19 protein-coding genes are annotated in these 19,144 nt (G+C 72.3%); 14 read left to right on the top strand and 5 right to left on the bottom strand.

The features are described from left to right. Nucleotides 1-24 precede the first annotated feature (24 nt). Nucleotides 25-663: an SRPBCC family protein gene (locus tag OHB44_RS27275; RefSeq protein ID WP_330438668.1), complete on the top strand. Its 639-nt coding sequence runs from the start codon at nt 25-27 to the stop codon at nt 661-663. Continuing rightward, nucleotides 660-1,829, top strand: coding sequence for a zinc-dependent alcohol dehydrogenase (locus OHB44_RS27270; protein ID WP_266304639.1), 1,170 nt, complete (start codon nt 660-662; stop codon nt 1,827-1,829). The genes OHB44_RS27275 and OHB44_RS27270 overlap by 4 nt, the downstream gene beginning before the upstream one ends. 48 nt (nt 1,830-1,877) lie before the next feature. Here the strand turns inward: OHB44_RS27270 and OHB44_RS27265 are convergent, their stop codons facing one another. After that, complete coding sequence (locus OHB44_RS27265; RefSeq protein WP_266304640.1) at nt 1,878-3,125, bottom strand: cytochrome P450; 1,248 nt, start codon at nt 3,123-3,125, stop codon at nt 1,878-1,880. A 145-nt stretch (nt 3,126-3,270) separates the two neighbouring features. On the opposite strand from OHB44_RS27265, the gene OHB44_RS27260 reads away from it, so the two are divergent. Beyond that, nucleotides 3,271-3,672 carry a hypothetical protein gene (locus tag OHB44_RS27260; protein ID WP_238685108.1) on the top strand — a complete coding sequence of 134 codons (402 nt, stop codon included), beginning with the start codon at nt 3,271-3,273 and terminating at the stop codon, nt 3,670-3,672. Nucleotides 3,673-3,792: 120 nt separating this feature from the next. On the opposite strand, the gene OHB44_RS27255 is transcribed toward OHB44_RS27260, so the two are convergent. After that, the gene (locus OHB44_RS27255) at nt 3,793-4,011 is read right to left on the bottom strand and encodes a DUF397 domain-containing protein (RefSeq protein ID WP_124817462.1); all 219 of its coding nucleotides are present in this window, start codon (nt 4,009-4,011) and stop codon (nt 3,793-3,795) included. Between the two features lie 69 nt (nt 4,012-4,080). Here OHB44_RS27255 and pepN point away from each other — a divergent pair, with 69 nt between their 5' ends. Further along, a complete protein-coding gene (pepN, locus tag OHB44_RS27250; protein WP_330438662.1) occupies nt 4,081-6,597 on the top strand; it encodes an aminopeptidase N in 2,517 nt (838 codons plus the stop codon). 98 nt (nt 6,598-6,695) lie between these two features. Here the strand turns inward: pepN and OHB44_RS27245 are convergent, their stop codons facing one another. Both OHB44_RS27245 and OHB44_RS27240 read right to left on the bottom strand, forming a co-directional pair. Further along, nucleotides 6,696-7,901 (bottom strand): NAD(P)/FAD-dependent oxidoreductase, encoded by a 1,206-nt coding sequence (locus OHB44_RS27245; protein WP_330438660.1) that lies wholly within the window; start codon nt 7,899-7,901, stop codon nt 6,696-6,698. 187 nt (nt 7,902-8,088) lie between these two features. Further along, the gene (locus OHB44_RS27240) at nt 8,089-8,832 is read right to left on the bottom strand and encodes a PadR family transcriptional regulator (protein ID WP_330438659.1); all 744 of its coding nucleotides are present in this window, start codon (nt 8,830-8,832) and stop codon (nt 8,089-8,091) included. Between the two features lie 218 nt (nt 8,833-9,050). On the opposite strand from OHB44_RS27240, the gene nadD reads away from it, so the two are divergent. The 5 genes from nadD to OHB44_RS27215 all read left to right on the top strand — a co-directional run bounded on the left by nadD (nt 9,051) and on the right by OHB44_RS27215 (nt 12,471). Continuing rightward, the gene (gene nadD / locus OHB44_RS27235) at nt 9,051-9,647 is read left to right on the top strand and encodes a nicotinate-nucleotide adenylyltransferase (RefSeq protein WP_030336528.1); all 597 of its coding nucleotides are present in this window, start codon (nt 9,051-9,053) and stop codon (nt 9,645-9,647) included. A gap of 110 nt (nt 9,648-9,757) precedes the next feature. Then, nucleotides 9,758-10,165, top strand: a complete 408-nt coding sequence (rsfS, locus tag OHB44_RS27230) for a ribosome silencing factor (RefSeq protein ID WP_210785344.1) — start codon at nt 9,758-9,760, stop codon at nt 10,163-10,165. After that, a complete protein-coding gene (locus OHB44_RS27225) occupies nt 10,162-10,791 on the top strand; it encodes a histidine phosphatase family protein (RefSeq protein WP_266304644.1) in 630 nt (209 codons plus the stop codon). The genes rsfS and OHB44_RS27225 overlap by 4 nt, the downstream gene beginning before the upstream one ends. Nucleotides 10,792-10,839: 48 nt before the next feature. Next, nucleotides 10,840-11,694: a DegV family protein gene (locus OHB44_RS27220; protein WP_266304645.1), complete on the top strand. Its 855-nt coding sequence runs from the start codon at nt 10,840-10,842 to the stop codon at nt 11,692-11,694. Between the two features lie 3 nt (nt 11,695-11,697). Continuing rightward, nucleotides 11,698-12,471 carry an SDR family NAD(P)-dependent oxidoreductase gene (locus tag OHB44_RS27215; RefSeq protein ID WP_330438651.1) on the top strand — a complete coding sequence of 258 codons (774 nt, stop codon included), beginning with the start codon at nt 11,698-11,700 and terminating at the stop codon, nt 12,469-12,471. A gap of 20 nt (nt 12,472-12,491) precedes the next feature. On the opposite strand, the gene OHB44_RS27210 is transcribed toward OHB44_RS27215, so the two are convergent. Next, nucleotides 12,492-12,713 (bottom strand): GntR family transcriptional regulator, encoded by a 222-nt coding sequence (locus OHB44_RS27210; RefSeq protein WP_091409860.1) that lies wholly within the window; start codon nt 12,711-12,713, stop codon nt 12,492-12,494. A 275-nt stretch (nt 12,714-12,988) separates the two neighbouring features. Here OHB44_RS27210 and OHB44_RS27205 point away from each other — a divergent pair, with 275 nt between their 5' ends. The 5 genes from OHB44_RS27205 (at nt 12,989) to OHB44_RS27185 (ending at nt 19,021) form a co-directional block, all read left to right on the top strand. After that, nucleotides 12,989-13,768, top strand: coding sequence for a hypothetical protein (locus OHB44_RS27205; protein WP_330438649.1), 780 nt, complete (start codon nt 12,989-12,991; stop codon nt 13,766-13,768). A gap of 176 nt (nt 13,769-13,944) precedes the next feature. After that, nucleotides 13,945-14,784 carry a ComEA family DNA-binding protein gene (locus OHB44_RS27200; RefSeq protein WP_330438647.1) on the top strand — a complete coding sequence of 280 codons (840 nt, stop codon included), beginning with the start codon at nt 13,945-13,947 and terminating at the stop codon, nt 14,782-14,784. After that, on the top strand, nt 14,781-17,237 hold the full coding sequence (locus OHB44_RS27195; RefSeq protein WP_330438645.1) for a ComEC/Rec2 family competence protein: 2,457 nt from the start codon (nt 14,781-14,783) through the stop codon (nt 17,235-17,237). The genes OHB44_RS27200 and OHB44_RS27195 overlap by 4 nt, the downstream gene beginning before the upstream one ends. Nucleotides 17,238-17,621: 384 nt before the next feature. Next, nucleotides 17,622-18,602, top strand: a complete 981-nt coding sequence (gene holA, locus OHB44_RS27190; RefSeq protein WP_266304649.1) for a DNA polymerase III subunit delta — start codon at nt 17,622-17,624, stop codon at nt 18,600-18,602. Next, a complete protein-coding gene (locus OHB44_RS27185; RefSeq protein WP_124856751.1) occupies nt 18,599-19,021 on the top strand; it encodes a hypothetical protein in 423 nt (140 codons plus the stop codon). The genes holA and OHB44_RS27185 overlap by 4 nt, the downstream gene beginning before the upstream one ends. Nucleotides 19,022-19,144 lie beyond the last annotated feature (123 nt).

The raw sequence follows: 19,144 nt of genomic DNA, 5'->3' as shown, positions 1-19,144 counted from the left end.
GTCCGGGTGGAGGAGAGAGACGTGATGACCAACAACGGAACCAGGTGGGCGCTGCTCGGTGTCACCGCGGCGACGGCGGTCGGCGTGGGACGGGCGGTGGCCCGCCGTCGGCATCGGCATCAGCCCGAGCGGCAGGACGGTTGGTACGTGGTGCGTCGCGGGGTGACAGTGGACCGGTCCCGGGACGAGGTGATCGGTTTCTGGACCGACCGCGAACGGCTGGACCGCGCGCTGGCCGGGTGGGCCACGTTGCAGCAGCTCGACGAGCGGCGTTGGCGGTGCGTGGCCCGCGACCGGGCCGGCGGGGACACGCAGTGGCAGGCCGAGGTCACCGTCGAGGGGACGGGCACCCTGCGGTGGCGGGTCGAGGACGGGCCGGTGCCGCAGCTGGGACGGATCGAGCTGACCGAAGCCCCCCAGGGCCGGGGCACGGAGATCCGGGCCGAGTTGCGCTACCGCTCCGGTCCGGTGCGGCGGTTGGCCGGCCTGGTCGGCGGTGACGAGCCGGACCTGGCGTTGCGGGACGCGCTGCGGCGGGTGAAGGCGCTCATCGAGTGTGGCCAGGTGGTGGACACCCGGGACGACCCGTCCGGCCGGAGCCCCGCCCAGGAGAAGGCGACCGACACGGTGCGGGAGAAGTTGATGACGGGAGGACGGGCGTGAGGGCGCTCTGCTGGGAAGGCGTCGGCAAGCTGGCGGTCCGGGACGTGCCGGAGCCCCAGATCCGCGCCGAGGGGGACATCATCGTCCGCGTCCGGGCCAGCAGCGTCTGCGGCTCCGACCTGCACCTGATCAACGGGTACCTGCCGGCGATGCGGGAGGGGGACATCCTCGGCCACGAGTTCATGGGCGAGGTGGTGGAGACCGGGCCCGGCGTACGGCGGCACCGGGTCGGCGACCGGGTGGTGGTGGGGTCGGTGGTCGCCTGCGGTGGCTGCTGGTACTGCCGGACCGAGCAGTACTCGCTCTGCGACAACTCCAATCCGCAACCGGTGTTCACCGAGAAGCTGTGGGGGCACTCGCCGGCCGGCATCCTGGGCTACTCGCATGCCGCCGGCGGTTACGCCGGATCACACGCCGAGTACATCCGGGTGCCGTTCGGCGACATCGGCGCCTTCGCCGTACCCGACGGGGTGCCGGACGATTCGGTGGTGTTCGCCTCCGACGCGATGCCCACCGGGTGGATGGCGGCGGACTTCTGCGGGCTCACCGGCGGCGAGGTGGTTGCCGTCTGGGGTGCCGGTGGAGTCGGTCAGATGGCTGCCCGTTCGGCGCAACTCCTGGGCGCCGAGCGGGTCATCATGATCGACCGATTCCCGGATCGGCTCAAGACCGCCACCGAACGGATCGGGGTCGAGACGATCAACTACGCGGAGACCGACGTGCTGGAGGCGCTGCGTGAGCTGACCGCCGGGCGCGGGCCGGACGCCTGCATCGAGGCCGTCGGGATGGAGTCGCACGACGTCGGACCGGCCTACGCGTACGACCGGGTGAAGCAGGCGGCGCGGTTGCAGACCGACCGCCCGACCTCGGTCCGCCAGGCGATCATGGCGTGCCGCAAGGGCGGCACGGTGAGCATCGTCGGTGTATACGCCGGTCTGGTCGACAAGTTTCCGCTCGGCGCGGCAATGAACAAGGCCCTGGTGCTGCGGATGGGGCAGATGCACGCGCAGCGCTACATCCCGATGTTGCTCGACCGGCTGGCCGCCGGCGAGATCGACCCCGGCTATCTGGCCACCCACCCGCTCTCGTTGGAGCAGGGCGCCCAGGGGTACGAACTGTTCGAGAAGAAGGAGGACGGCTGTCTGCGCAGCGTCCTGCATCCCTGACGGTTGGGCGTACCCGCCCCGCCGGTCGCTGGGATCGACGGGGCGGGGTCAGCCGGCGCGGCGCACGTTGGTGATGGTCAGCCCGACGGGCGGCAGCGCTGGCATCCGGTGCAGATCCAGGGCCAGGTTCTGGACGGGAACGTCGTAGCGCATGGTGGTGACGAGGTTGGTGACCGCCCGCTTCATCAGGTCGATGGTGATCCACTCACCGGCGCAGCGGTGCCCGGCCCAGTGGTCGCCGCCGCCCTGCGGGATCAACTCGAACGGGTCCACCCGGCGGTCGGCGAACCGCTCCGGGCGGAACAGCTCCGGTTGCGGCCAGAGCGTCGGGTGGTGGTTGGTGCCGTACAGGTCGAGCAGCACCCGCCGGCCGCGCGGAAAGTGGTGGCCCTGCCAGTCGAACGACCGCCGGACCCGGGCCGCAGCGATCGGAAAGAACGGGTAGTAGCGGCGAACCTCCTGGACGAAGTGCTCGGTGGCCTCGTCGTCGTCACGGACCCGTTCCCGCCAGGCCGGATGGTCGTGCAGGGCGAGCGCGGCGAAGGTCATGTACTGATCGACGGCGACCACCGGGCGCAGCACGTTGAGCAACTCCACAGCCGCGATCCGCCCGGGGAGGAGGGTGCCGAGCCCGTCCCGGTGTTCGGCGATCACGGCGAGGGCGCTACCGGCCGGTGCCGGAGCGAAACCGACCCGGGTCCGTTCGATGAGGTCGGCGAGCCAGCGTTCGGCGCGGTACCGGGACAGCCGTCCCCGCCAGTGCCGGGGTCCCAGCACGGCCGGCGCCTCGATCATGGCGTGCAGCTCGACGGCGCGGCGCTCGACCTGCGACGCGGGCAGCGGCACCCCGGCCCAGGCGCAGACCACCCGGGTCAGCATTCGGCCCAGCTCGTCATAGAGCGACACCGGGCCGGCGCCCTCCCACGCGGCGACCCGGGTCCGCCACTCGTCGTCGAAGAGCTGACCGAGCCGTTGGATCGCCGCCGGTGTCATGATCGACATGAACATGGCCTTGCGGTCGGAGTGCTCCGGCCCGTCCAGTCCCTGCACCCCGCCCCGCCCGGTCAGGGTTCGCTGCACGCGCAGCGGCATCGCTGTGGCGCGTTGGAAGCGGTCGTTGTCGTAGAACAGTTCCGCCGCCGGCCGGCCGCGCAGGCAGATGGTCGGGGCGAGCAGGATCCGGGTCTTGAAGACGTCGCTGCCGTACCGCTCGCAGCGCTCGCCGATGAACCGGTAACCGGCGCGGAGCAGCGCGAGGGTGCTGTCCGGGCTGCGGTCGGCCGGCATGGTCGCCATCGGGTCTCCTCACGCGCAGGTGCGGCTGGTCGCCGTTTACCGGTGCGCTTACCCCCGTCCACGCCGCTGAACCCCGCCCGGCTGGCCCCTCCCAGGGGCGGCGGAACCTGGTTTGCTGCTGGTGGGACGAGCACGGGGAGGGCGAATGCGCGACAACAGATCGCCGCACTGGCGGCAGCGGCGAGCGGCCGGGGCACTCGGCGCAGGCCGCGACGGGCGGTCACTGATCGGGCCGCCGCGGCGGCCCACCCGGCCGCACCGGTTCTTCACAGTGCACCTGGGCTTCACCGCGCCCGGCCCGGCCGAAGCCCGCGAGTTGGCCGTGGCGTACGCGGAGGCACTGAGCCTGCTCCGCTCGGAGGTGGCACTCGGTGCGGCGGCCCTGTCACCGGCGGACGCCTGGCAGCGGGCCGAGCGGCTGTTCTGCGGCGCTGTCGGCCCGGACGGCGAACTTTGCGTCGACGTGGCCGACCATCCGGGCTTCCACCACGCCCCGGGCCCGGGTGGCCTCGGCTGGGGCGACGGCGACGGCCCCGGCGATGGCTGACCCCCAGCCCCGGATTGCCGATCCGGGGGTGTGCCGGCCGACCCGCCAGCGTGGCCGTGCCGGTGTCCCGACCACGGGCACCGGCACGGCGATCCACCACCGACGGGTCGGCGGGCACTGTCAGTCCAGGTCGAACTCGCCGTCCTGCGCGCCGGCCACGAAGGCATCCCACTCGGCCTGGGTGAAGACCAGCACCGGGCCGTTCGGCTCGGCCGAGTTGCGCATCCCGATCAGGTCGTCGACGAAGGCGACCTCGACGGCGCTGTCGGAGGTGTCCCCCTCGGCCCGCTGCCAGACCGCCCGAGAGAGGTCGAAGTCGCCCTTGGGGTGCTGCGCCATGGTTCTTTCCTCCAGTGCCGAGGGTCGTGTGGTGACCGGGTGCCGATCCCCATCGGGCAGGATAAGCGGATGCCGAGCCTGACCCGTGTAGAGGCGACCGCGCGTGGCGCGGCGATTACTGTCGAGTCCTATCAGGTGGACCTCGACCTGACCGGTGACGGTGACCTGTTCCGCTCCCGCGCCGAGATCCGGTTCCGGGCCACCGCCGGCGCCGCGACCTTCGTCGAGGTCACGCCCGCCAAACTGCGTGGCGTACGCCTCAACGACCGCGACCTGGACCCCGGCCTGCTCACCGACAACCGGCTGCCGCTCGACGACCTGGCCGAGGAGAACACGCTCGTCGTCGAGGCCGAGATGGCGTACTCCAAGACGGGGGAGGGGATGCACCGCTTCGTCGACCCGGCCGACGGCGAGACCTACCTCTACGCCGAGTCCTTCCTCGACAACGCGCCGCGCATCTTCGCCGCCTTCGACCAGCCCGACCTCAAGGCCCCGGTCACCCTCTCGGTCACCGCGCCGCCGCAGTGGGTCGTCGCCGGCAACGCCGAGCTGGCCGCCAACCCGGCCCCCGGGCGCTGGGAGTTCGCCCCGAGCGAGCCCCTGGCCACATACTTCTTCTCGCTGATCGCCGGGCCGTACCACGTTCGGCGGGCCGAGCACGAAGGCATACCGCTGGGCATCTACTGCCGCCGGTCGCTCGCCGATCACCTCGACGCCGACGCCGAGGAGATCTTCACCATCACGCGGCAGTGCCTGGACCGGTTCCACCAGCTCTTCACCGAACGCTACCCGTTCGGCAAGTACGACCAGGCGTTCGTGCCCGAGTTCAACGCCGGCGCGATGGAGAACCCGGGCCTGGTCACCTTCCGCGATGACTACGTGTTCCGTTCGGCGGTCACCGACACCCAGCGCGAGCAGCGGGCGGGCACCATCGCCCACGAGATGGCCCACATGTGGTTCGGTGACCTGGTCACCATGCGCTGGTGGGACGACCTGTGGTTGAACGAGTCCTTCGCCGAGTACCTCGGCACCCGGGTCACCGCCGAGGCGACCCGCTTCGACCAGGCCTGGACCACCTTCGCCATGCGGCGCAAGGCCTGGGGCTACGCCGCCGACCAGCGGCCCTCCACCCACCCGATCGCCCCACAGGAGGTCGTCGACGCCGAGGCGGGCCTGCTCAACTTCGACGGCATCTCGTACGCCAAGGGCGCCAGCGTGCTGCGGCAGCTTGTCGCGTGGCTCGGCGACGAGGCCTTTCTCGCCGGCCTGAACGCGCACTTCGCCGCACACCGCTTCGGCAACGCCACCCTCGCCGACCTGTTGGCCAGCCTCTCCGCCAGCAGCGGGCGGGACCTGTCCGACTGGGCCGAGCTGTGGTTGCGCCGCCCGCAGGTCAACACGCTGCGTGCCGAGGTCGCCGTCGACGCCGACGGTCGCTACACCGAGGTGGCAGTGGTGCAGACCGCGCCCGAGTCTCACCCGGTGCTGCGCCCACACCGGATCGGCGTGGGCCGGTACTCGACTGACGGCATCGGGCGGCGGGACGAGGTGGACATCGACCCGAACGCCGACGGAGGCCGCACCGTGCTCGGTGCGTTGACCGGCGAGCCGGCGGCCCGATTGTTGCTGCTCAACGACGGTGACCTCACCTTCGCGAAGGTACGCCTCGACCCGGCGTCGGTGGACGCCGTCCCGCAGATGCTGCCCGGTCTGACCGACCCGCTGGCGCGAGCGGTGCTCTGGCGCGAGGCACTGGACGCGGCGACCGACGGCGAGCGCCCGGTCACCGGCCTGGTCGACCTGATGGCCGCCGCGCTGCCCGCCGAGACCGAGGTGATCATCGCGGAGGACGTGTTGACACTCAGCCGGTCCTTGGTCGACCGCTACCTCGACCCGCTGACCCGCTCCACGGCGCTGGCCAGGGTCGCCGGGGCATGCCAGCAGTTGCTCGACGGCGCGCCGGCCGGGGAGTCGTTGCAGCTCGCCGCCGCACGGGGTTGGATCGCCGCGACCACCGACGCGGATCTGCTCGTCGGTTGGCTCGCCGGCCGGGACGTGCCGGCCGGTCTGAAGGTCGACGCGGAGTTGCGCTGGGCGGTGCTGCGCCGCCTGGTGGTGCTGGGGGCCGCCGGCGAGGCGGAGATCGCCATCGAGGCCGCCGCCGACAACAGCTCCACGGGCGCGGAACGGGCCGCCCACTGTCGGGCGGCGCTGCCCGACCCGGTGGCGAAGCAGGCGACCTGGGAGATCATCCTGCGGGACACCGCGCTGTCCGGTCGGCTGCTGGAGGCGATCGCCGAGGGGTTCTGGCAACCCGAGCAGGCCGACCTGACCGCCGCGTACGTCGATCGGTACTTCGCGGAGATGCCGGCCGCCGCGCAGCGGCGTACCCCCTGGACGGCTGACCGGGTGGCCGCCCTGGCGTTCCCCCGCTACGCCGTGGCGCAGCCCACCCGGGAGGCCGCCGCGGCGCTGCTGGCCCGCGACGACCTGACCCCCGGCCTGCGCCGGGTGGTGACCGACGCCGACGACGACCTGCGTCGCGCGCTGGTCGCCCGGACGGCGGTGGCCGCCGCCTCGGCCTGACCGCTGCCCGCGCGGTCCGACGCAGGGCGGCCGGCGCGGGTTGGCCCGGCGCGGGCGGCGCGCTGCGGGGTGGCTGGCCGGCCACCCCGCAGCCACGCTCAGCGCAGGGCGGGCTCCGCCGTGACCGGCGCGTCCCAGTCGATGACGTAGCGCTGCTCGTCGGCGACGGTCTTCTCCGGGTCCAGCACCGTGCGCACCATCAGCGGCATCAACAACGGCATCAGCGTCCGCGCGACCGCACCGGGGGCCTTCGCGTGGTTGATCCGGGCCGCGCGGGCCGCGACCTTCTCCACCCGGGTACGACGCAACCGCACGTACGCGGCGAACGCCGCCTGGGTGTCCGGCAGGTCGCGCAGGCAGCGGGCGAGTTGCACAGCGCTCTCGATGGCCAACGACGCGCCCTGTCCCGAACTGTTCGACGGTGCGTGTGCCGCATCGCCGACCAGCACCATCCGGCCCCGATACCAGTGCGGCACGGGCGGCATGATCTGCAACGACCCGACCACCTGGAGGTCGTCGGCGTTGCTGGTCGCGACCAACTCCCGGCCTGGGTCGTCGTCGCCGTAGGTGGCGCGCAGCGTGTCCAGCCACTGCTCCGCCGGTACCGCCCGGGCCTCGACGAGGCTCATCGGTCGCTGCTGCGGCAGGTTGGCCCCCCACCGGGTGCCGCCGCCGGGCTCCGGCCAGTACAGGTAGTAGCCGCGTCGGCCGAACGCGAACGTCATGATGCCCGGCTCGGCGTCCACCTCGTGCCGGGCGACCGCCTCGAAGCCGAGCAGCCCGGTGAACCGGGGACCGGGCGCGGCCGGGTCGATGAGACCCCGGACCGTGGAGCGGATGCCGTCCGCGCCGACGAGGATGTCGGCGGTCGCGGTGCTGCCGTCCTCGAAGCGTGCGGTCACGCCGTCGCCGGTCTGCTCGGCGTCGACCAGCCGCTTGCCGTACGCGAACGGCACGCCCTCGGCGAATGCCTGGTCGTGCAGCACCTGGTACAGCTCGGCCCGGTGCACCACGTGCAGCGGCGGTACCCCGGTCAGCGTGGGCATGTCGATGCGGCGGCGGCCGACGGCCAGAGCGCTGCTGTCGATTGGTGTGGCGATCGCCGTCACCGCCTCGTGCGCGCCGACCGTACGCAGAGCCGCCACGCCGTTGGGCGCGAGGGCGAGGGTGCCGCCGATGCCGCTGGCCGTGGTCGGGTACGCCTCGTAGACGGTTGCGGTGATGCCGGCGCGGCGCAGCGCGAGCGCTGTCACCGGTCCGGCGATACCACCGCCGATGACGATCGCGGTTCGTACCGTGGTCATGCTCTCTCCCTGGGTGTGGTCGGTGGCGCGGGCGCGCGGACCTTGTGTGGTCGGCGCGCGGACGCGCGGACCTGGGAGGGAGCCCGGTTATCCTCGTGATTGCCGCTTCGGGCCGGGTGCCTTCCCAGGCGTCGGTTCGGGGTCAGGGCCCCGGTGAGGTGTTGGCGCACCTCGCCGGGGCCGCTCTTCAGCCGGCGCTGTCGGCGCTGCGGCTGCTTCTGTCGGGGCCTTCGGCGCTGTCGGCGCTGGGCCCCGGGGTGTGGGTGGGTGGGGTGTCGGAGTTGGCGTTCGAGGTGTGCGTTCTTTCGGCCAACTCGGTCAGTTCGGCCGGCATCTCGCCGGTCTCGTGGAAGGCCCGCCAGGTGCTCAACCCGGGGTAGCTCCCCGAGGTCAGCTCCGCGAGCAGTGCCCGCAGCCAGTCGGCCTCCGCGTCCCGCATGGCGAGGTCGTACTCCGACTCCACCAGGAACAGCCGCGGGATCTCTCGCAGGTGCGCGTCGAGGGTCTCGCGGTCCTGGCGGATCGCGGCCTCCACCAGATCGAGTCGTTGCCGCAGCAGGCCGGTGGCCTCGTCCGGGTGCAGCGCGGCGAGCACTGACAACCCGGCCCGGAAGCGGGGATGCTCCGCCATCGGGGTGGAGACCAGCTCGCGGGCCCAGTCGACCAGCTCCGCCCGCCCGGCATCGGTGATCCGGTAGACGGTGCGTTCCGGGCGTCGGCCCTCGCGCACGCTCTCCACCGCCTCGATGAGGTGGTGTTTGTCCAGGTTGCCGATCACCGTGTAGAAGGACCCCCACTTGAACTCCATGTCCTGGTCCTTGCCCCAGGCACGCAGTGCGGTGGCGATCTCGTACGGGTGCATCGGCCGCTGGACCAGCGCGGACAGCACGGCCAACGCCAGCAGGTTGCCGACCTTGCGCCGCTTCGGCACGATGACCCCCTCGCTCGTCGACGGTTACTCGCCGACGAATATACGCCGACGGTCAGAATGCTACGACCCCCTACGCGCGGTGCTCCTCGCTTGATTGACTCGGTTTTCTTGAACTCGCGGTGTCCGGGTCTCCCAGATGGGCCGACTTTCAGGAAGCCGAGTTGATCACGGTGCCGGGCCGGGACGGTCGGCCAGGACGCTCGGCCTACGATCATCGGGTGGAGGAAGATATCCGGCGGATCGGGATCATGGGTGGCACCTTCGACCCGATCCACCACGGGCACCTCGTCGCGGCCAGCGAGGTCGCGGACCGGTTCGGCCTGGACGAGGTGGTCTTCGTGCCCACCGGTCAGCCGTGGCAGAAGGCCGACGAGCCGGTCAGCCCGGCCGAGGACCGGTACCTCATGACCGTCATCGCCACCGCCTCCAACCCCCGCTTCCAGGTCAGCCGGGTGGACATCGACCGTAGTGGGCCGACCTACACGGTCGACACGCTGCGCGACCTTCAGGCTGAATACGGCCCGAAGGTGCAGTTGTTCTTCATCACCGGCGCGGACGCCCTGCAACGCATCCTGTCCTGGAAGGACCTGGACGAGATCTTCGAGTTGGCGCATTTCATCGGCGTGACCCGGCCCGGTTTTCCGCTGAGTGACAAGCACCTCCCGGCGGACACCGTCAGTCTGATCCAGGTGCCCGCGATGTCCATCTCGTCGACCGATTGTCGCGCTCGGGTCGCCCGAGGCGAGCCGGTCTGGTACCTGGTGCCCGACGGTGTGGTGCAGTACATCGCCAAGCGGAGCCTCTATCAGCGCTGAGCGCACCCGTTATGCCCAGGTTCGTGGCGCTAACCGACCAGAACTGGACGATCGGGGTGCCGCCGGGTATGAGACGCTTGGAGGATCGCACGCTTGATCGAAGGAGAACGGTGACGATTTCCGAACGCGCTCACGAGCTGGCTATCGCGGCCGCCCAGGCCGCCGCCGACAAGAAGGCGCAGGACATCACGATCATCGACGTCGGCGACCAGCTCGCCATCACCGACGCGTTCGTGCTCGCCGCTGCCCCCAACGAGCGTCAGGTGCTGGCCATCGTCGACGCCATCGAGGAGAGCCTGCTGGAGCTGCCGGACAAGGCAAAGCCGGTGCGGCGCGAGGGCGAGCGTGGTGGCCGCTGGGTGCTGCTCGACTACGTCGACATCGTGGTGCACGTCCAGCACACCGAGGAGCGCGAGTTCTACGGGCTCGACCGCCTCTGGAAGGACTGCCCCACCATCCCGTTCGTCGATCGCGACCTCGTCGAGGCCGACGCCAGCGGGTCCGCCGCCGCCGAATGACCCGGCTGATCGTCTGGCGGCACGGCAACACCGACTGGAACGCCGCCAACCGCGTTCAGGGGCAGACCGACGTACCCCTCAACGAGCTTGGCCGCGACCAGGCCCGCGCCGCCGCCCCGCTGCTCGCGGGGCTGCGGCCCGACGCCATCGTGGCCAGCGACCTGAGCCGCGCCGCCGACACCGCCGCCGCGCTCGCCGCGCTGACGGGTCTACCGGTACGCACCGACGCCCGGCTGCGCGAGCGGCACTTCGGCCAGTGGCAGGGTCTGCACCTCACCGAGGTCGCCGAGCGCTTCCCCGAGGAGTACGCCCGCTGGCGGGCCGGCGACCCCGACCCGGGCGCGGATCTGGAGCCCCTGCACGACCTCGGGGAGCGGGTCGGCGCCGCGCTAGCGGAGGCGGCCGACGCGGCCCCGGGCGGCACAGTGGTGATCGCCACTCACGGTGGCGGCTCCCGGCAGGGCATCGGTCACCTGCTCGGTTGGGACACTGCCGTGCTGCGCACCGTCGGTTCGCTGGCCAACTGCCACTGGACCGAGCTGCGCCACGACGACGTCCGCGGGTGGCAGTTGCGGGCGCACAACGTCGGCCTGATCACCGCCCCGGTCGCCGTCGACGCGGTCTGAGCACTCGCGCCTCGGCGTTCGGGGCCTCGATCGGCTAGCGTGCCGGGCATGCCCGTCGCGGTTGTCATCGACTCCACCGCCTACCTTCCACCCGAGCTGGTGCAGGCGCACCGGCTGACCGTCGTGCCGTTGACAGTCGTGCTCAACGGCGCGGAAGGGCTGGAGGGGGTGGAGACCCAGCCGGCCGACGCCACACTGGCGCTGAGCGCCCGCCGGGTCAGCGCTACCACCTCCCGCCCGGCGCCCGAGCAGTTCGCCCGGACCTACCGCCGACTGCTTGACGCCGGCGCCGACGGGATCGTCTCGGTGCACATCTCCGCCGCGCTGTCCGGCACGGTGGAGGCCGCCCGGCTCGCCGCCGCCGACCTGGACGGCCGGGTCGAGGTGGTGGACAGCCGCTCGACGGGCATGGGGCTGGGCTTTCCGGCCATCGCCGCCGCCACCGCCGCCGAGGCCGGCGCCGACCTTGCCGCGGTACGCGACGCGGCGCTCGCTGCCACCGCCCGCACCACCGTCTGGTTCTACGTCGACACGTTGGAGTTCCTGCGCCGGGGCGGCAGGATCAACGCGGCCGAGGCGTTGGTCGGCACCGCGCTGTCCGTCAAGCCGATCATGCACATGCCGGACGGGGCGATAGTGCTGCGGGAGAAGGTCCGCACCGCCAGCCGGGGAGTGGCCCGTCTCGTGGACCTGGCCGTCGAGGCGGCCGACGGCGACGACGTGGATCTCGGAGTACACCACCTGGCCGCGCCGCAACGGGCCGAGGCGTTGCGCGCCGCGCTGACTGAGCGGTTCGGTGACCGGCTGCACGACACGTACGTCTCCGAGGCGGGTGCGGTGGTCGCCGCGCACGCCGGGCCGGGCCTGGCCTGCGTGGTCGTCCACCGCCGGCCGGAGGGCTGAGCCGTGCCCACGTCATGCGTGGTGACCGGAGGTGGTCGCGGTGTCGGCCGGGCCGTGGTGGAACGGCTGCTGGCGACGGGCGCCACCATCGTCGTACTGGAACGCGACGCCGACGCTGTCGACTGGTTGGCCGACCATCCGGCCGCCGATCGGCTCGTCGCGGTGGTCGGCGACGCCGCCGACGAGCAGGTGGCCGAGCGCGCCGCCGAGCTGGCCGACCGCGCCGCGCCGCTGACCGGCTGGGTGAACAACGCGGCGGTCTTCCGCGATGCCACGCTGCACACCGCGTCGGCCGACACGGTGTTGGACCTGATCGGGTTGAACCTGCGCCCGGCCGTGGTGGGCGCCGCTGTCGCCGTCCGCCGCTTCCTGGCCCGCGCCGCCGGCGGCGCGATCGTCAACGTCTCGTCGCACCAGGCCCGCCGACCGGTCTCCGGTGCCCTGCCGTACGCGACGGCGAAGGCCGCGGTGGAAGGGCTGACCCGGGCACTGGCCGTCGAGTACGGGCGGCACGGCATCCGCGCCAACGCGGTGGCGCTCGGCTCGATCGCCACCGAGCGGCACGCCGAATTCCTCGCCACCCAGGAGCCCAGCCAGGCCCAGTGGATCGACGCCGAGCTGACCCGGTTGCACCCGGTGGGCCGCATCGGGCGGGCCGAGGAGGTGGCCGAGGCGGTCGCGTACCTGCTGTCGCCCGCGGCGAGCTTTGTCAACGGCGTGACGCTGCCGGTGGACGGCGGACGGGCCGTACTCGGCCTCGACCCAGAGGCCCGCTGACCGCCTAGATCGCTCGCCTTCTAGCTGTCGGCGACGAAGACACCCTGGCCCTGCTGACCGTAGATCAGGTTTCGCTCGTGCAGCTCCTTGACGGCTCGATAGGCCGTGGAGCGTGCCACGTTGTACAGCTCGCCGATCTCGGACACCGACGGCAGTTGTTGGCCAGGCGAGTATTCGCCCGAGCGGATCTTCTGCTCGATGTCATCCGCCACGCGGCGGTAGTGCGGTGGTCTCGTCGGCATGAGCGGATCTCCTGGACTTCAGCGGAGATCATGTTTCCAGCCTGGGCGTGATCGAGACAAGGCGGCAACGCAGCAAGGTGGAGATAGTGAGAACTTGACTACACTGAGACAGTGGATACAGTGAGACAGTGACCGGGTGCTCCTGGACTTCAGCACTCCTGAGGTATCCGGTCTGCCCGCCCTGGCCGGTCCTCTTCGTCGTCCTCGCCGAGTTCTGCATCTCCGGCCTGGCGCGCAATACCTGAGTCGTTGCCTACCGGACCTACGCTGCGCCCATGAGGGCTGCCGGTGTTCGTCGGTGGGTCAACCCGTTGGCCGGGGTGTACCTGGTGGTGTTCACCGTCACCGAGGCGGTCGGGACCGTGGGAGCGACAACCTGGATCCGAGCCGAGGACACCATCATCCCAGCCCTCTTGTTGTGGTGCGTCTCCCTGGCGGTGGCCGTGCGGGTGACCTCGCCCGGGATGCCACCGCACGTGATTCTGCTGGTCCTCGCTTCGCTGGTCAGTGCCTTTCTCATGCTCGTTGTTGCCCAGGGATTCTGGTCGGCTGTGCTCACGCATCGCGGCGAGCGGGTCGTAGCCACTGTCATTTCCCTGCGCGATGACACGGGGAAGGTTCATCGGCTTCACTACACCCTCGCCGATCAGCACAACCAGCGTATTCCCGGGGAATTGGGGCGGTGGCCAGGGAATCCCACTGGGGCTTCGGACAAGCCAGAAGGGGCAGTGGGGCAACGAGTCACTGTGGTGCGTGATCCCCAGGGCCTGGTCGACCCGCGGTTGCCGGAAGAACTCGTCGAAAGCGAGAGCGGGTGGCCCCTCTGGCTGGGCATCTTTGCCATCACCGCTGTGCTCAGCACGCTGGCCGCCGGCCGACGCGCGATCAACGGTGACGGAACGACAGGCTTAAGGCGGCGTCGACCTGCTGGACGCGCTGCTGCCAAGACTGGCACTCGGCCGCGGCGGAAGCGTACGCGGGGAAGGACCGGTCGCCGGATATCCGGTCCGTCGGGCTCGGAGCCTTCGCCACGCCAGGCCCGCCCCCAACCCTGAAACGCAGCTCGGTTCCTCCTCTGGCGTCCGGGGCCGGCCCCGACCAGACCAGACCCAACATGCTGACCCCTTAGCAAATCGATGCTTGATCAGGTAGTTGTCCACAGTGAGGTTGGCCATCCACAGGGCGGTGCCGTCGCACTCCACCGTCTCGGCCGCCGTCATAGCGTCGCGTTGTGTCGCACGACGAGGAGACAGAGGTACGCCAGCGCCTGCGCCGGTTGACGGAGACGGTTGTCGCACCGTTACCCCGGCCCGAGGCGTCGGCGGCGGGCGTACCCCCGTTTGGTGCGCCGCTCGTGGACGCAACCCCGGGTGGCATGTTGCCGTCCCAGCTCGCGGCATCGGTCGCGGAGCCAGCACCGGACGGCCTTGCGGTCCCGCCCGAGTCGCGGTTGCCCGGCCCGTCGGCGTTCGACCCTGGGCGGCGCGGTGTGCGGGCGTTGGCGGTGGTCGCCGTGGTGGTGGTAGTGGGTGCGGCAGGTTGGGCCTGGCAGGCCCGGCCGCAGTCGGAGCCGGTCGCCCCGCTGGCCAGCGACGCCGCGTCGGCCGCACCGGCGGGTGATCCGAGCGTGTCCAGCTCGGCCGAGCTGGTGGTGGCGGTCGCGGGCAAGGTCCGAAAACCCGGTTTGGTACGCCTGCCGGCCGGGTCCCGACTCGCCGACGCGGTGCAGGCGGCCGGCGGCGCGCTCCCGGGGGTCGACGTGGCGCTGCTCAACCCCGCCCGCAAGGTCACCGACGGCGAGCTGATCGTGGTCGGGGTGACGCCACCGCCGGTGCCGGGCGGTGCGGCCGGGCCTGAGGCGGGCGGTGCGGTTCCCGCCGGGCCGCTGAACCTCAACACCGCGACGCTGGCGCAGCTCGACGCGCTGCCCGGGGTCGGGCCGGTGCTCGCCCAACGGATCCTCAGCCATCGAGATCAGCACGGCGGGTTCAAGTCCGTTGGCGACCTCCGCCAGGTCGACGGGATCGGCGATGCCCGTTACGAGCAGCTCAAGGACCTGGTGACGGTGTGAGCGGGTTCTCCGTAACCGCTGACCCACCGGTTGGCGGGGCCCAGCCCGGGCCGCCGGCTGAGTCGGCTCAGGCCGCGCCACCGGTTGGCGGGGCTCAGTCCGGGCCGCCGGATCTGCGACTGGCTGGGCTCGCCGTGGCGGCCTGGCTCACGGCGCTCGCCGGCCTGCACCTTGGCAGCCGCGCCACGCTGCTGGTGGCCGGCACGGGGGCCGGTCTGACGGCAATTGGTGCTGCACATCTGCTCGGCCGCCTCGGCCGTCCCCGAGCCATGGTGCGGCGCTACGGGTGGGTGGCCGTGGCGGTCGGCCTCGGTGTGGTCTGCGGTGGTGCGGCCACCGCCGCCCGACTCGCCGTTCGCGACGCGCCGGCGATCCGTGCCCTCGCCGAGCAACGCGCTCCGATCACCGCCGACCTGGTCGTCCGGGACGACCCGCGCCCGATCCGGAGCGCCGGGCGGCCGGGGTTGCTGCTGGTGTCGACCGAGTTGGTCCGGCTCACCGGCCCGGATGGCCGACGGATCCACGCGTCGGTGCGGCTGCTCGTCCTGGCCACCGACGCGGCGTGGCGGGGTCTGCTGCCCGGCCAGCGCCTCACCGTCGACGGCCGGCTCGGCGTTCCGCGCGGCGGCGACCTCACCGCGGCGGTGCTCAGCACCAACGGCCCACCGGACCGGCACGGCGCGCCGTCCTGGGCGCAGCGCGCCGCCGGGACGCTGCGTACCGGCCTGCAACGGGCCTGCGCGCCGCTGCCCGACGACCCCGGTGGGCTGCTGCCCGGTCTGGTGGTGGGCGACACCAGCCGACTGCCACCCGCCGTCGAGGCGGACTTCCAGGCCACCGGGATGACACACCTCAACGCGGTCTCCGGCTCCAACGTCGCGATCGTGGTGGGTGCGGTGTTGTTGCTGGCCCGGTGGTCGCGGGCCGGCCCGTGGCTCGCCGCCGCGCTGTGTGCGGTGGCGCTGGTGGGGTTCGTCATCCTGGTCCGCCCGTCGCCGAGCGTCGTACGGGCCGCCACGATGGGAGCGATCGGGCTCGCCGCGCTCGCCGCCGGTCGACCTCGGGCGGCGCTGCCCGCGCTGGCCGCCGCCGTGACAGTGCTGGTGCTCGTCGACCCCGAGTTGGCCGGGGATCCCGGGTTCGCCCTCTCCGTGCTGGCCACCGGTGGCCTGCTGCTGCTCGCGCCGCGGTGGCGGGACGGATTGCGTCGGCGAGGCGTCCCGCCTGGGCTGGCCGAGGCGCTGGCCGTGCCGGCGGCTGCCCAACTTGCCTGCGGTCCGGTCGTCGCCGGGATCTCCGGCACTGTGAGTTTGGTGGCGGTGCCGGCGAACCTGCTGGCGGTGCCGGCCATCGCACCAGCGACAGTGCTGGGCGTGCTGGCGGCCATGGTGTCGCCGATCTGGCCGGCCGGCGCCGAGTTCGTCGCGTGGCTGGCGAGTTGGCCGGCCTGGTGGCTGGTGGTCATCGCCCGACAGGGTGCTCGACTGCCAGGTGGCACCCTGCCGTGGCCGGGCGGCGTGCCCGGTGCCCTGCTGCTGACCGGGCTGACCGTCGCGCTGCTGATCGCGGTGCGCCGGCCACTCGTACGCCGGCTGGTGGCGGTGGTGGGGGTCGCCGCCGTGCTGGGTGCCCTGCCGGTTCGGCTGGTGGCCGCCGGCTGGCCGCCCGCCGGGTGGGTGGTGGTGGCCTGCGCGGTGGGGCAGGGCGACGCCCTGGTGCTCCCGGTCGACCCCGGCCGGGCCGTGGTGGTGGACGCCGGGCCGGAACCGGGTGCGGTGGACGGTTGCCTACGTCGACTCGGCGTACGGGAGGTGCCCCTGCTGGTGATCAGTCACTTCCACGCGGACCACGTGGGCGGGGTGGCCGGGGTGTTCCGGGGGCGACGGGTGGGTGCCGTGCTGACGCCGTCGTCCACCGACCCGGAGAGCGGTCGGGACCTGGTTCGGGCGGCGGCCACCGGCGGGCGGGCCGCCCTGCTGACCACGGCGGCCGGCGCTCGCCACCCGGTGGGCGGGGTCGACCTGCTGGTGCTCGGCCCGCCGTACCCGCTGGCCGGGACCAGGTCCGATCCGAACAACAACTCGCTGGTGCTGCGCGCCACGGTGGCCGGGGTGCGGATCCTGTTGGCGGGCGACGCGGAGACCGAGGAGCAGCACGCGATGGTGGCGCGGGCGGCCCCCGGCCAGTTGCGGGCGGACGTGTTGAAGGTCGCGCACCACGGGTCGGCGTACCAGGACCAGGGCTTCCTCGACGCGGTGCGGCCGACGGTGGCGCTCGTGCCGGTGGGCACGGGCAACACCTACGGGCACCCGAGTCCGGCGCTGCTCGCCCAACTGGGCAGGGGCGGGGTGCGGGTGCTGCGCACCGACACGGATGGCGACGTGGCGGCGGTCCGAACGGGCGTCGGTCTGGCGGTAGCCCGGCGAGGTGTGCCAGCGGGCAGACAGCCCTGACCCCAGCCCTGACCCCAGGGCCGCCAGCCCTGACCCCAGGGCCGCCAGCCCTGACCCCAGGGCCGCCAGCCCCCGCCAGCCCTGACCCCGGCCGGCGGCTCTGACTCGCGGGCCGGCAGCCGGGGCGTCGTGGGCCGACGGCCTGGCCCGCGCTGACCGTCCGGTCGCTGATCGACTCGGGATTGCTGACCTCGGGTGTATCAGCGGCGGTCCGACACCACGGTTTCCCTGACCGCGTTTGGATCAAGAACGGATCTCCGGTTAATCGGGCGACTTGCGGATTAAGCGGAGAATTGAGTTGGATGTCTGGATTTGCGCTGTGTGCGGGCTGCGCCGATCAAGCAGCGAATGAGCAGGCACGATCCCGCCGCAGGCCGTGCGAATATGGGCGGCGTGACCCCCGCCAGCCTCGCCCCCATTCTGCTCGTCCTCGGTGACGAGGAACTGCTCGCCACGCGCGCGGTCACCGAAGCTGTCGCGAAGGTTCGTAGTGTCGACCCCGAGGTGGACGTCCGCGAGTACCAGGCCAGCGCGCTCACCGTCGGCGAGATCGCCGAGATGCTCAGCCCTTCGCTGTTCGGCGGGAGACGGCTGCTGATCCTGCGTTCCGGCCAGGACGCCCGCAAGGACCTGGTCGCCGCGCTGTTGGCGTACGCGAAGAATCCCGACCCGGAGGTCCAACTGCTGGTGCTGCACCTGGGCGCCGCCAAGGGCAAGGCGTTCGCCGACGGTCTGCGGGCGGCCGGCGCGACGGTGGTCCCGGCCGCCAAGCTCAAAGGGCACCGCGACCGGGTGGCCTTCGTCCGCGACGAGATCCGGCGGGCCGGCGGAAAGTGCACCGACGACGCCGCCGAGGCGCTCATCGCCGCGGTCGGCAACGACCTGCGCGAGTTGGCCGCCGCCTGCTCCCAACTGGTCGCCGACACCGATGGGCGAATCAGCGCCGAAACGGTCTCCCGTTACTACCGGGGCCGGGTCGAGGTGACCGGCTTCACGGTGGCGGACGCCACAATGGTCGGCGACGTGCCGGCGGCGCTCGAGGCGCTGCGCTGGGCCCTGCACGTCGGGGTCGACCCGGTGCCCATCGCCGATGCCCTGGCCGACGGGGTGCGCACTGTGGCCAGGGTGGCGTCGGCCGGACGGGGTAGCGCGTACCAGCTCGCCAGCAGCCTCGGAATGCCCGCCTGGAAGATCGAGCGGGCGCAGCGGCAGGGGCGGGGCTGGACACCGGAGGGCCTGGTCCGGGCCATGCAGGTCGCCGCCGAGTGCAACGCGGCCGTCAAGGGCGGCTCCGACGACAGGGCGTACGCCCTGGAGCGTGCGGTCTTCTCAGTCGCGGCGGCCCGGCAGGGCAGCGCCAGGTGACGGGGGCGAACCGCCCAGCGTGGGCCACTATTCCCGTGGACGAGGAGCGTTACCGGCCGCTCTACGCCCGGCTCCTCGGCCTGCGGTTCGTCAACCCCGGCGGCGTGCTGTGCTTCCTCTTCTTCGAGGGTGCCATCGCCCTGGCGGTGCTACTCGCCCTCGCCGAGTTGGTCAGTTGGTGGGCGGTGTTGGTGCTGCCGGTCGTGGTGGCCGCCATGGTGAAGCTCAACGACATGGTGGCCGCGATCGTGGTCCGCTCCGCCGCGCTCGTGCCCGAGCAGGAACGGGACCGGTTTCGCCGGCAGATGGAACCGGTGGTCGGCCGAGCCCGGGTGGAGTGGATCTCGCACAGCGTTCCCGGTGTGGTGATCACCGCGGACCCGGTGCCACCGCCCCGGCGGGCCAACCCCTCAGACTGACCGCCGATCCGTCAGAGCCCACGCCCAGGGACGGCCGGCGGGAGAAACGCTGCCCGCATCCCGCACAGAACGACCGGCCCGCACGGAACGACCGGCCCGCACGGAACGGCCGGCCGCACGGAA

The sequence above is a fragment of the Micromonospora sp. NBC_00821 genome, from assembly GCF_036347035.1.
Taxonomy (GTDB): Bacteria; Actinomycetota; Actinomycetes; order Mycobacteriales; family Micromonosporaceae; genus Micromonospora; species Micromonospora hortensis.
This window is presented reverse-complemented; position numbering and strand designations above follow the sequence as displayed.